The organism is Hydrogenophaga sp., from assembly GCF_041633695.1.
Taxonomy (GTDB): domain Bacteria; phylum Pseudomonadota; class Gammaproteobacteria; order Burkholderiales; family Burkholderiaceae_C; genus Hydrogenophaga.
This window is the reverse complement of the sequence record NZ_JBFJMY010000109.1, coordinates 1-11,331: the sequence shown is the minus strand read 5'-3', so window position 1 is coordinate 11,331 and position 11,331 is coordinate 1. Positions and strand designations below refer to the sequence as shown.

General features: G+C 62.4%; 12 protein-coding genes and 2 tRNA genes. 8 read left to right on the top strand and 6 right to left on the bottom strand.

The window, feature by feature from the left end; translation table 11 throughout:
* On the bottom strand, positions 1 to 1,035 hold a 1,035-nt coding region (locus ABYB95_RS09010; protein ID WP_372658124.1), incomplete at its 3' end, for an AAA family ATPase.
* Between the two features lie 58 nt (positions 1,036 to 1,093).
* Positions 1,094 to 2,011, bottom strand: coding sequence for an NAD kinase (locus ABYB95_RS09005; protein ID WP_372658123.1), 918 nt, complete (start codon positions 2,009 to 2,011; stop codon positions 1,094 to 1,096).
* Positions 2,012 to 2,046: 35 nt separating this feature from the next.
* On the opposite strand from ABYB95_RS09005, the gene hrcA reads away from it, so the two are divergent.
* From hrcA to greB, 4 genes are all read left to right on the top strand, one after another.
* Entirely contained in the window at positions 2,047 to 3,066 is a 1,020-nt protein-coding gene (gene hrcA, locus ABYB95_RS09000; RefSeq protein ID WP_372658122.1) for a heat-inducible transcriptional repressor HrcA, read from the top strand.
* A gap of 49 nt (positions 3,067 to 3,115) precedes the next feature.
* A tRNA-Ile gene (locus ABYB95_RS08995) sits at positions 3,116 to 3,192 on the top strand.
* 27 nt (positions 3,193 to 3,219) lie between these two features.
* Positions 3,220 to 3,296, top strand: a tRNA-Arg gene (locus ABYB95_RS08990).
* 107 nt (positions 3,297 to 3,403) lie between these two features.
* Positions 3,404 to 3,964: a transcription elongation factor GreB gene (greB, locus tag ABYB95_RS08985; RefSeq protein WP_372658121.1), complete on the top strand. Its 561-nt coding sequence runs from the start codon at positions 3,404 to 3,406 to the stop codon at positions 3,962 to 3,964.
* A gap of 19 nt (positions 3,965 to 3,983) precedes the next feature.
* Here the strand turns inward: greB and ABYB95_RS08980 are convergent, their stop codons facing one another.
* The 4 genes from ABYB95_RS08980 to ABYB95_RS08965 all read right to left on the bottom strand — a co-directional run bounded on the left by ABYB95_RS08980 (position 3,984) and on the right by ABYB95_RS08965 (position 8,222).
* Entirely contained in the window at positions 3,984 to 6,242 is a 2,259-nt protein-coding gene (locus ABYB95_RS08980) for a bifunctional (p)ppGpp synthetase/guanosine-3',5'-bis(diphosphate) 3'-pyrophosphohydrolase (RefSeq protein ID WP_372658120.1), read from the bottom strand.
* Positions 6,243 to 6,388: 146 nt separating this feature from the next.
* The gene (gene rpoZ, locus ABYB95_RS08975; protein ID WP_069047262.1) at positions 6,389 to 6,592 is read right to left on the bottom strand and encodes a DNA-directed RNA polymerase subunit omega; all 204 of its coding nucleotides are present in this window, start codon (positions 6,590 to 6,592) and stop codon (positions 6,389 to 6,391) included.
* Positions 6,593 to 6,620: 28 nt separating this feature from the next.
* On the bottom strand, positions 6,621 to 7,241 hold the full coding sequence (gmk, locus tag ABYB95_RS08970) for a guanylate kinase (protein ID WP_372658119.1): 621 nt from the start codon (positions 7,239 to 7,241) through the stop codon (positions 6,621 to 6,623).
* Between the two features lie 63 nt (positions 7,242 to 7,304).
* A complete protein-coding gene (locus tag ABYB95_RS08965; protein ID WP_372658118.1) occupies positions 7,305 to 8,222 on the bottom strand; it encodes a YicC/YloC family endoribonuclease in 918 nt (305 codons plus the stop codon).
* Positions 8,223 to 8,283: 61 nt separating this feature from the next.
* On the opposite strand from ABYB95_RS08965, the gene ABYB95_RS08960 reads away from it, so the two are divergent.
* From ABYB95_RS08960 to ABYB95_RS08945, 4 genes are all read left to right on the top strand, one after another.
* Positions 8,284 to 9,291 (top strand): serine/threonine protein kinase, encoded by a 1,008-nt coding sequence (locus tag ABYB95_RS08960; protein ID WP_372658117.1) that lies wholly within the window; start codon positions 8,284 to 8,286, stop codon positions 9,289 to 9,291.
* Positions 9,288 to 10,187: a PP2C family serine/threonine-protein phosphatase gene (locus ABYB95_RS08955; RefSeq protein ID WP_372658116.1), complete on the top strand. Its 900-nt coding sequence runs from the start codon at positions 9,288 to 9,290 to the stop codon at positions 10,185 to 10,187. The genes ABYB95_RS08960 and ABYB95_RS08955 overlap by 4 nt, the downstream gene beginning before the upstream one ends.
* Positions 10,188 to 10,206: 19 nt before the next feature.
* Positions 10,207 to 10,950: a ribonuclease PH gene (rph, locus tag ABYB95_RS08950; protein WP_372658115.1), complete on the top strand. Its 744-nt coding sequence runs from the start codon at positions 10,207 to 10,209 to the stop codon at positions 10,948 to 10,950.
* Positions 10,947 to 11,331, top strand: a 385-nt coding sequence (locus ABYB95_RS08945) for a non-canonical purine NTP pyrophosphatase (RefSeq protein WP_372658114.1), incomplete at its 3' end; no start/stop codon positions are given. The genes rph and ABYB95_RS08945, both read left to right, overlap by 4 nt.

Here is an 11,331-nt window from a genome sequence, read left to right as displayed (position 1 = left end):
TTCGGCGGCTTCCAGCCCGGCCAGATCCAGGGCCTGGTCCACCTGAGCGAGTTCGTTTTTCCACTGGGTGTGCAGGTCGGCCAGCTCTTCGGGCGGGCGCCGGTAGCGCCGGGCCAGCGACAGCCACAGCGAGAGCCGTTGATCGAGCGCGTCCAGGCTTTTGGGATCGAGCTCGGTGTGGCGGCTGTACTGGTGCAGGTTGTGCACCGTGTCCTGCACCTGGGCCAGAGCCGCTTCGAGCGCTTCCATGGCCTCGCCAAAGCGGGGTTCGATGTGGGCTTGCGCCTGCAATGCCGACAGCGCCCGCTGGATCAAACTGCTGGCGCCAGGCTCTTCGCTGTCCAGCGCATCGGCGGCCGCCTGGCTGGCTTCGAGCAAAGCCTGGGCATTGGCCAGACGGCTGTGCTGGGTGTTGAGTTCTTCCCACTCGCCGCTGGCGGGCATGAGCTTGTCCAACTCGGTGATTTGCCAGGCCAGGCGTTCGCTTTCTTGTTGCAAGCTGTTCTGTCGCTCTTTGGCATCCGTCAGTGCCTGGTGTTTTTGCCGCCAAACCGCCCAAGCCTGGGCAGCGGGCGCTGTGTCGATGTCGGCATAAGCGTCGAGCAAGGCTCGCACCGCGTCGGCACGGGTGAGGCTTTGCCAAGCGTGTTGACCGTGGATGTCGACCAGCCCGTCGGCCAGGGCCTTCAACTGGGCCATGGTGGCCGCGCTGCCGTTGATCCAGGCCCGGCTACGGCCGTCGGTGTCGATGGTGCGGCGCAGCAGCAGGTGTTCGTCTTGCGCAAAACCCTGTTCTTCGAGCCAGCCGGTCAGTTTGGGAGGCAGGTCGAACTCGGCGGCGATTTCGCAGCGTGCCGCGCCCTCACGCACCACACCGCTTTCGGCGCGCGCACCCAGTGCGAGCTGCAACGCGTCGATCAAGATCGATTTGCCGGCACCGGTTTCGCCGGTGAGCACGCAAAAGCCCTGGTCCAGCTCCAGGTCCAGCGACTGCACAATGACGAAATCGCGCAAAACAATGCGTCGTAAGCTCATGGTCGAGGAAGATTCCCTGCGGCAAAAATGCACCAACCGCGTATTTTGGCAGCTGCGTTCAAGTCCCTTCGTTCCAGTGCAACTTTTTTCGCAGCGTATCGAAATAACTCCATCCCACGGGGTGCAGCAGGCGCAGCGCGTACTCGGAGCGCCGGACCACGATGCGGTCACCGTGCAGCAGGCTGGTGAGCGACTGCATGTCGAAATTGACGCTGGCGTCCTTGCCCGAGACGATTTCCACCGCGATCTCGCTTTGTTCGGGCACGACCACCGGGCGGTTGGACAAGGTGTGTGGGGCAATGGGCACCATCACCCAGCCACCAATGGCCGGGTGCAGCAATGGGCCTCCGGCCGAAAGCGCGTACGCGGTCGAACCGGTGGGCGAGGCGATGATCAGGCCGTCGGCGCGCTGGTTGGCCACAAAATGCCCGTCCACCTCCACCCGCAGCTCGATCATGCTGGCCACGCCGCCGCGGTTGACCACCACGTCGTTGAGTGCGGTGGCTTCGAACACGCAACGTCCGTCGCGCCACACCTTGGCCGCCATCAGGGCGCGCGCGTCTTCTTGGTACGCGCCGCGCAGAATGGGGGGAAGAATTTCCCGGTAGGCCTCAAAGGGCACGTCGGTGATGAAACCCAGGCGGCCCTGGTTGATGCCCACCAGCGGCAAGCCATAACGCGCCAGTTGGCGGCCTATGCCCAGCATGGTGCCGTCGCCGCCGACCACCAGGGCCAGATCGCAGACCTTGCCCATGGCCGACACGTCCAGCGCCGGGTATTGCAGCAAACCGGTGTTGAGCGCGGTCTCGCGCTCCAGGGAAACATCGCAACCTTGCTCGTGCAGAAAATGCGCAATCTCGTCCACCGCGTTGCGCGCACCCGGAGCCTGGTACTTGCCCACGATGGCCACGTGAGAAAAGCGCAACGCACGGTGGGCTGGATCGGAAGAGTTCCGGGCATCGGATGGCAAATTCATGGGCAAATTACAACATAGCTTCGTACAATGAAACCATGCTAGATGACCGTGCCAAACTGTTGCTCAAAGCGCTTGTCGAGCGCTACATCGCCGATGGCCAGCCGGTTGGCTCCCGCACCTTGGCCAAGGCCGCCGGGCTGGAGTTGTCGCCAGCGACGATCCGCAACGTGATGAGCGACCTCGAAGAGCTGGGGCTGATCGCCAGCCCCCACACGTCGGCGGGCCGCATTCCCACCGCCCGCGGCTACCGCCTGTTTGTGGACACCATGCTCACGGCCCGCAAAGACCGGTTTAGCGGGGTTGAAGGCATGACCGGTCCCGGCATCGATCCCGATCAGCCGCACAAGGTGATCAGCCACGCGGCCACCATGTTGTCCAACCTGTCGCAATTCGTGGGTGTGGTGATCGCTCCCAGGCGGGCCTCGGTGTTTCGCCACATCGAATTTCTCAGCTTGTCGGAGCGCCGGGTGCTGGTCATCCTGGTGTCACCCGACGGCGATGTGCAGAACAGGATCATCCACACGCAAGTGCATTTCACGCAGCCCCAGTTGCTGGAAGCGGCCAATTTTCTCAACGCCCACTATTCGGGCCTGACCATGGAAGAAGTACGGGAACGCCTGAAAACCGAGGTCGACGTGTTGCGCGGCGAAATCGCCGGCTTGATGAAAGCCGCGGTGGACATCGGCAGCCAGGCCGAGGCCGAGCAGGATGAAGTGGTGGTCTCGGGCGAGCGCAACCTGCTGTCGGTCAGCGAATTTTCCAGCGACATGGGCAACTTGCGGCGCCTGTTTGATCTGTTCGAGCAAAAGACGCAGCTGATCCGTTTGCTGGACGTGTCGTCCCGGGCCGATGGCGTGCGCATCTATATCGGCGGCGAAAGCCAAGTCGTTCCCTTTGAAGAGCTGTCCGTCGTCACCGCGCCCTACGAGGTCGATGGCCAAGTGATCGGCACCCTGGGCGTGATCGGGCCACAACGCATGTCTTACGAACGCATGATTCAGATCGTGGACGTGACATCCAAGCTGGTGAGCAACGCCCTGAGCCACGGGAAATAGCGCGCTGTTCCGAGCCGAGCGGCAGAGGCCTCTACAATGCAAGCCGCGCGGGCCGTTAGCTCAGTTGGTTAGAGCAGAGGACTCATAATCCTTTGGTCGACAGTTCAAGTCTGTCACGGCCTACCAAAATCTCGTGCTAGAATGCGAAGCTTAGCGGCTGTAGCTCAGCTGGATAGAGTACTTGGCTACGAACCAAGGGGTCGTGGGTTCAATTCCTGCCAGCCGCACCAAATGAATAGCCCGCAGCCACAAGCTGCGGGCTTTTTCATGCCCGTCACTTTTTTGCTGCCTGCTCGCGCCTTCCGTCTTGCCACCTTCCTTGCTGTAATCTGAGCGCATGAGCAAGGCTTTCACACGCGAGACCGACCACGACGACGAAGACGAGCCGCCGTTGGTGCCGGCAGCGCCCAGTGGCAAGAACTACATCACACGCCCCGGCTACGACCGCCTGCGGACCGAATGGCTGGCGCTGATGGACGATGAGCGTCCCAAAGTGGTCGAGGCGGTTCACTGGGCGGCACGCAACTGCGACCGTTCTGAAAATGGCGACTACATCTACGGTAAGAAGCGCTTGCGCGAAATCGATCGCCGTATCCGCTTTTTGTCCCGGCGGCTGGAGATCGCTGAAGTGGTGGATCCCTCGGTGCACCACGGGGGCGATCAGATTTTTTTTGGAGCCACTGTGGACTACGAAGACGAAGCCGGGCAGGGAACGACGGTCACCATTCTGGGGGTCGACGAGGCAGAGAGTGCCCAGGGGCAGATCAGCTGGATTTCGCCTGTGGCTCGCGCGCTGTTGAAAGCACGCGTCGGCGATGTGGTGCAACTGATCGTGCCAGGCGGTGCGCAGCAGTTGGAAGTCTTGTCCGTCAGCTACCCCGCGCCCGAGCAGGGCTGAACATGCCCCTGCGTACTGCTCAGTGTTTCACCGGCTTGTAGCGCTGGGCCTTGATCACCGACGTTGTGCGTTTGAGGCTGCGCAGCACTTCTGCCAGGTGCACGCGGTCGCGCACCGAGATCGAAAAGCGGATATCGGTGGCGGTCTGGGCGGCGTCATCGCCCATGTCGACGTGGGTGATGTCGGCCTCGGCTGCGCCGATGGCCGATGCCACGCGGGCCAACACGCCTTTGCCGTTGCTCACGGTGACCACGATCGAGGTGTCGAACGAGCGCACCGTTTCTTCGGCCCATTCCACCTCCAGAAAGCGCTCGCTGTCGCGCGACTTCAGGCGTCTCGCGGTCGGGCAGTCGTCGGCATGGATCACCAGACCCTCGCCTCGGCCCAGATAGCCCACGATGCGGTCGCCCGGAATCGGTTTGCAGCAGCGCCCGTACTGCACCGACAGACCTTCGCTGCCGTCCAGCGTGACCACGCCTTGCGCGGTCGAGTCGTCTTGCCCGCTGGCATAGCGCTCGGTGCTGATCAGCAGCGCATCGGGCTTCAGGCCCGTTTCTGACAGCAGCACCGCGAGCTTTTTGCCCACCATGTTCGCGATGCGTTTGCCCATGCCGATGTCGGACAGCAGTTCGTCGCGGCTCTTGTTGCTGCTGAAGCGCAGCAACTTTTCCCAGGTGGCTTTGTATTCGCCATCCTCTGCCGGCAGTGCCGCGATGCCCTCCGAGCGCAGCGCCTGGGTGAGCATGCGCTCGCCCAGCACGTTGGACTGCTCTTGCGCAGCGGTCTTGAGGTGGTGCCGAATTTTGGAACGCGCCCGCCCGGTCTTCACAAACGACAACCAGGCCGGATTGGGTTCTGCGCTGTCTTTGGTCACGATCTCCACCACGTCGCCGTTGTTCAGTTCGGTGCGCAGTGGCCGCTGTTCGCCATTGATGCGGGCAGAGACCGTGTGGTTGCCCACGTCGCTGTGGATGGCGTAGGCGAAATCCATGACGGTTGCACCACGGGGCAGCGACAGAATTTTGCTCTTGGGCGTGAAGACGTAGACCGCATCAGGGAACAGGTCGATCTTGATGTGATCCCAGAACTCCGCCGCGTCGTGGGTTTCCTGCTGGATATCGAGCAGCGACTGCAGCCATTGCGTGCCCAGCCGTTGCGTGGTGTCGCTGTTGGGCTCGTTGGCCTTGTACAGCCAGTGCGCGGCCACGCCAGACTCGGCCACCACGTCCATGGCGTGGGTGCGCAGCTGGAATTCGATGTTGGTGCCGAAAGGGCCGATCAAGGTGGTGTGTAGCGACTGGTAGCCATTGACCTTGGGGATGGCCACGTAATCGCGGAACTTGCCCGGCACCGGTTTGTAGAGTTGGTGCAGCACGCCCAGACCGGTGTAACAGTCCGAGAGGTCGGGCACCACGATGCGAAAGCCGTAGATGTCGGTCACCTGTGAAAACGACAGGTGCTTGCTGTCCATCTTGCGGTAGACGGAGAACAGGGTTTTTTCCCGGCCCATGATGCGCATGTCCATACCGTGCTGGTCAAAGACGGTTTGCACTTCTTGTTCGACCCGCGAAATCAGGTCGCGCCTGCGGTTGCGCGACTTGTTGAGCGCTTTGGACAACACTTCGTAGCGCCAGGGGTGCAAGTGGCGAAACGCCAGGTCTTGCAGCTCGCGGTAGGTGAAGTTCAAACCCAGGCGGTGCGCGATCGGCGCATAGATTTCCAGGGTCTCACTGCTGATGCGCGCCCATTTGGCGCGCGGCATGTCGCCCATGGTGCGCATGTTGTGCGTGCGGTCCGCCAGCTTGACCAGGATGACCCGGACATCTTTGGCCATGGCCAGCAGCATCTTGCGGAACGACTCGGCCTGGTTTTGTTCGCGGGTGTCGAACTCCAACTTTTCCAGCTTGGTCAGTCCATCGACCAGTTCGGCCACCGGCGCACCGAAGTGCCGCACCAGTTCTTCCTTGGTCACGCCACAGTCTTCGATGGCGTCGTGCATCAAGGCCGCCATCAGTGCTTGTGCATCCAGTTTCCATTCGGCGCATTGGGCCGCCACCGCAATGGGGTGGGTGATGTAGGGGTCGCCATTCTTGCGCAACTGGCCCAGATGGGCCTCGTCGGCAAACCGGTAGGCCTGGCGGACGTTTTCAATATCGGCGGCGCTCAGGTATTCGAGCTTGTTCTCCAGTGCCGCAAAGCTGGCCGCAGCCGCGCTCGAAACCGGTTCGCTGTCGGTTCCTGGCGCTGGATGAAGGGCTGAATGGTCCACTGAACTCATGAGAGTACTTTAGCCGCAGAAAGCCAGGCTTGTGGACGGTAGGGCAATGGAGCCGCGAATGGACGTCGCCGCGCAGCGACAAACAAAAAAGCACCGCAGTGCGGTGCTTTTGAGTGAGAGGGTGCAGCCGAAACGCTGGAACGCGCTCAGAGGGGTACCTTCTTCAGCATCTCCAGGCCCACTTTGCCTTCGGCAATTTCGCGCAAGGCGGTCACACCCGGCTTGTTCTTGCTCTCGATCTTGGGCGCGTGGCCTTGGCTGAGCATGCGGGCGCGGTAGGTGGCGGCCAGAACCAGCTGGAAACGGTTGGGGATCTTTTCCAGACAATCTTCGACGGTGATGCGTGCCATGTGCGGGCTCCGGGATAAATGCAGTGGGTCAGTGGATGTTGAGCGCGCTGAACGTAGCGCTTCGGGCGATACGCTGGGCGGAAAACTTGAGCCGCTGGGCGTGAACGATGGCCTTGAGGTCAAACAGGGCCCGCTCGAACAACTCGTTGATTATAACGAAGTCGAACTCTTTGGCGTATGTCATCTCGGTGGCCGCGTTCTGCAGCCGCAATTCGATAACCTCGGCACTGTCTTCGGCCCGGCGCTCCAGGCGGGAGCGCAACTCTTCCCAGCTGGGAGGCAGTATGAAGACCAGTACCGCGTTGGGGAAGATGCGTTTGACCTGGATCGCGCCCTGGAAGTCGATCTCCAGCACCACGTCCGTGCCCTGTGCCATGCGCTGCTCGATGGTCGCCTTGGAGGTGCCATACCGGTTGCCGTGCACCTTGGCCCACTCCAGAAAGCCGTTCTGGATCACCATGTTGTCGAAAGTCTCTTCGCTGATGAAGTAGTACTCGCGACCGTGCAGCTCCTGCCCCCGGGGCGCACGCGTGGTGTGGGAAATGGACGGCACGACGCGCGAGTCCAGTTCCATCAGCGCCTTGACCAGGCTGGATTTGCCGGCGCCACTAGGGGCCGCCACTACAAACAGGTTTCCGGGGTATTCCATGGGGGGTGCAAGCTTACAACGACGCGGGTGATGGGTAGGGGTGGATAGGAGGGCCGGGCGCCTTCACTCGATGTTTTGAACCTGTTCGCGCATTTGTTCGATCAGCACCTTCATGTCCACCGAGATGCGGGTGAGCTCCAGGCTGGACGATTTTGCGCCGAGCGTGTTGGCTTCGCGGTGCAGTTCTTGAATCAGAAAGTCCAGGCGTTTGCCCACTTCGGCGCCTTTTTTCAGCAGGCGCTCGATTTCCACCAGGTGCGAGTCCAGCCGCGTCAGCTCTTCCGCCACGTCGATGCGGATGGCGAAAGCCGTGGCTTCGGTGAGCGCGCGGTCGCGCGCCATGTCGGGGGTGATGGTGTTGCCGGTGCTGGCGGCCGTGGCAGTCAAGGCCTCGTTCCACCGGTCCATGAAGCGCTGGCGTTGCTGGTTCACCAACTGCGGAATCAGCGGCTGCGCGTCTTTCGCCAGCTGGCGCAGCTGCGTCAATCGGTCAACCAGCATGGTGGCCAGGCGCTCGCCTTCGCGCGCACGGGCCTGCACCAGGCTGTCCAGGGCGGTGCCGGACAGGGCGATCAGGGCTTCGTTCAAGTTGCCGGCATGGGCGCTTTGCCGCCCGGTCAGCTGCAACACGTCCGCCACCGAGAGCGGCGCGGCCTTGGGCAGCCAGGACAGCACGCTGTCTTGCAGTCCCACCAGCTTTTGCAGTTCGGCCGTGGTGGGCGGGCGGGTTCCGGTGTCGCTGCGGCCTTCGATCCAGGCGCGCACCTCCACCTTGCCGCGCTTGAGCCGGGATCCCAGCAATTCGCGCAAGGCCGGTTCGGCGCCCCGCAGGTCGTCGGGGAGTTTGAAGGTGAGGTCGAGAAAGCGGCTGTTGACGGACCGAATCTCCAGGCCCAGACCCGGCTGCGCCTCGGCGTTGCTGGTGGCGGAAGGTCCGCCATGCTGGGCCGTCGCGTAGCCGGTCATGCTGTAAACTGCCATGGGACAAAAGCCTATCAGGTTGAATGGTCCAAAACGAGGCGCCCTGGAAACCATCCGAATTATGTCAAAGGTCAAACCAGCTCCCCTTCCTCCTGATACCGTGATCGGCGGCTACCGCATCGTGCGCAAAGTGGCCGCCGGGGGTTTTGGCGTGGTCTATCTGGCTGTGGACACCGAAGGTCAGCAAGTGGCGGTGAAGGAATACCTGCCCTCGTCGCTGGCCACCCGCGGTCCGGGTGAGCTGCTGCCGCAAGTGCAGCCAGAAAAGCTCTCGCTGTACCGGCTCGGTCTCAAAAGTTTTTTTGAAGAAGGCCGGGCACTGGCCCAGATTTCGCACGCCTCGGTGGTGAGCGTGCTCAATTTCTTTCGCGAGAACGAAACCGTTTACATGGTCATGAATTACCTGGAGGGCGCGTCGCTCCAAGAATTCATCATCACCTCGCGCGAGCTGAAAAAGCAGAAGGTGTTCCGCGAGTCCACCATCCGCTCGCTGTTTGACGAAATGTTGCGGGGCTTGCGCATCGTGCACCAGCACAAGATGCTGCACCTGGACATCAAGCCGGCCAACATCTTTGTGACCGACGACAACCGGTCCGTGCTGATCGACTTTGGCGCGGCGCGCGAGGTGCTGAGCAAAGAGGGCAACTTCATCCGCCCGATGTACACGCCCGGTTTTGCCGCGCCCGAGATGTACCGGCGCGATTCCAGCATGGGGCCGTGGACCGATATTTACGCCATTGGCGCCTGCATCTACGCCTGCATGCAGGGCTATCCGCCCAACGACGCGCCGCAGCGGCTGGAGAAAGACCGGCTCTCGCTGGCTTTGTCGCGCCTGCGGGGCGTGTATTCCGACAACCTGATTGAAGTGGTGGAGTGGTGCATGTCGCTCGATCCCTTGTCGCGTCCTCAATCGGTGTTCGCGCTGCAAAAAGAGCTGAGCCGGGAAACCGAGCGCAGTTACACCAAGCTCAGCGTGGCCGAAAAAATGCGTTTGCAGTTCGACAACATCGTGTCGGACAACAAGAAGACTTTGCGTAAATCGACCAACGCGGCCACCAAGTTCAAATGAAGTTTTCGGTTTACCAGATCAGCCGTCAGGGTGGGCGCGAGCGCAACGAAGACCGCATGGGGTATTGCTATACCCGCGAATCGGGGCTTTTTGTGCTGGCCGATGGCATGGGTGGCCACCCCGAGGGCGCGATGGCGGCCCAGCTGGCCTTGCAAACGTTTTCCGCCTATTTCCAGAAAGCGGCCAACCCCACGGTGCGCGAGGTGCCGGAGTTCCTTTCCAGCGCCTTGATGGCCGCACACCACCAGATCATCCGGTATGCGGCAGAAAAGGGCATGCTGGACACGCCGCGCACCACGCTGGTGGCGTCGGTGATGGAGCGCAACAATATTTATTGGGTGCACTGCGGCGATTCGCGCCTGTACGTGGTGCGCAACGGCGCCATGCTCACCCGCACGCGCGACCACTCCTACATGGAGCAGCAGGCGCACCTGGGGCGCAACACCCAGCACATCAACCGCAACATCCTGTTTACCTGCCTGGGTTCGCCAGCCAAACCCGTGTTCGACCTTTCAGGGCCGGTTCAGCTGATGCAGGGTGACCGGGTGCTGCTCTGTTCGGATGGCCTCTGGGGTACGGTGGAAGACCATGAAATCGTGTCCGAGCTGGCCAAGAATTCGCTCGAGCACGCTGTGCCCGAGCTGGTGGAGCTGGCGCTCAAACGCGGTGGCGCACGTTGCGACAACGTGACCATCCTGGCGATGGAATGGGAAACGCCCGACGAATTCCAGAGCACGCGGGTCTCCACCGAAGACATCGAAGACGGTGTTTTCGCCTCCACCATCCAGTCGGGAGTGCCAGATCCGACCATCGAAGACCTGGACGACGAAGCGATCGAAAAATCGATTGCCGAAATCAACGAAGCGATACGCCGCACGGCCGAACGCAACGCCTGACCCCCATTTGAAGGTTCCCATGACAGATTCCCAACGACCCGACAACCGGGCCGCCGATGCTTTGCGCCCGGTGCGCATCACCCGCGGCTACACCATCCATGCCGAAGGCTCGGTGCTGATCGAGTTCGGCAATACCAAGGTCTTGTGCACCGCATCGGTGGAAGAAAAAGTGCCACCGCACAAGCGGGGCAGTGGTGAGGGCTGGGTCACGGCCGAATACGGCATGCTGCCGCGCGCCACGCACACCCGCAGCGCGCGCGAAGCAGCCAAAGGCAAACAAAGCGGGCGCACGCAGGAAATCCAGCGCCTGATCGGCCGCTCGCTGCGCGCGGTGTTCGATCTGAAAGCCCTGGGCGAACGCACCATCTCGCTGGATTGCGACGTGTTGCAGGCCGATGGCGGCACGCGCACGGCCAGCATCACCGGCGCCTTCGTGGCAGCGGCCGACGCGGTCAATGGATTGCTCAAGCAGGGGCTGATCAGCACCTCGCCCATCAAAGGCCCGGTGGCGGCGATTTCGGTTGGCATTCTCAAAGGCGTGCCGCTGCTCGATCTGGAATACGTGGAAGACTCGGCCTGCGACACCGACATGAACGTGGTCATGACCGGTGCCGGGCACTACGTGGAAGTGCAGGGCACCGCCGAAGGCGTGGCCTTCACCCGCCAAGAAATGGACGCCTTGCTGGCCTTGGCCGACAAAGGCATTGCGGAACTGGTGACGTTGCAGGCCCAGGCATTGGCGGCACCGCTCAGCGCGGCATGAAGCTGGTTCTGGCCTCGAACAACGCGGGCAAGCTCGCCGAGTTGCAGGCCTTGCTGGCGCCGCTGGGCGTGGCGCTGGTGCGCCAGGCCGATCTCGGCATACCCGAAGCGCCCGAGCCGCACCGCACTTTCGTCGAAAACGCACTTGCCAAGGCCCGCCACGCGTCGCGGCTCAGCGGCCTGCCCGCGCTGGCCGACGACGCCGGCCTGTGTGTGCAAGCCTTTGGCGGCTTGCCGGGCGTGGACACGGCGTTTTACGCCACCCAGTTTGGCTACCCCAAGAGCGACGCCAACAATGTGCGTGCCCTGCTGGAGCAAATGGCCGGGCAAACCGACCGCCGCGCCGCGCTGGTCAGCACCTTGGTGGCCTTGCGCAGCGCCG

Coding starts and splice junctions, on each gene's coding strand:
- ABYB95_RS08960 (WP_372658117.1), top strand. CDS start 8,284: ATGTCAAAGGTCAAACCAGCTCCCCTTCCTCCTGATACCGTGATCGGC.
- rpoZ (WP_069047262.1), bottom strand. CDS start 6,592: ATGGCACGCATCACCGTCGAAGATTGTCTGGAAAAGATCCCCAACCGT.
- hrcA (WP_372658122.1), top strand. CDS start 2,047: ATGCTAGATGACCGTGCCAAACTGTTGCTCAAAGCGCTTGTCGAGCGC.
- ABYB95_RS09005 (WP_372658123.1), bottom strand. CDS start 2,011: ATGAATTTGCCATCCGATGCCCGGAACTCTTCCGATCCAGCCCACCGT.
- ABYB95_RS08980 (WP_372658120.1), bottom strand. CDS start 6,242: ATGAGTTCAGTGGACCATTCAGCCCTTCATCCAGCGCCAGGAACCGAC.
- greB (WP_372658121.1), top strand. CDS start 3,404: ATGAGCAAGGCTTTCACACGCGAGACCGACCACGACGACGAAGACGAG.
- ABYB95_RS08955 (WP_372658116.1), top strand. CDS start 9,288: ATGAAGTTTTCGGTTTACCAGATCAGCCGTCAGGGTGGGCGCGAGCGC.
- rph (WP_372658115.1), top strand. CDS start 10,207: ATGACAGATTCCCAACGACCCGACAACCGGGCCGCCGATGCTTTGCGC.
- gmk (WP_372658119.1), bottom strand. CDS start 7,241: ATGGAATACCCCGGAAACCTGTTTGTAGTGGCGGCCCCTAGTGGCGCC.
- ABYB95_RS08965 (WP_372658118.1), bottom strand. CDS start 8,222: ATGGCAGTTTACAGCATGACCGGCTACGCGACGGCCCAGCATGGCGGA.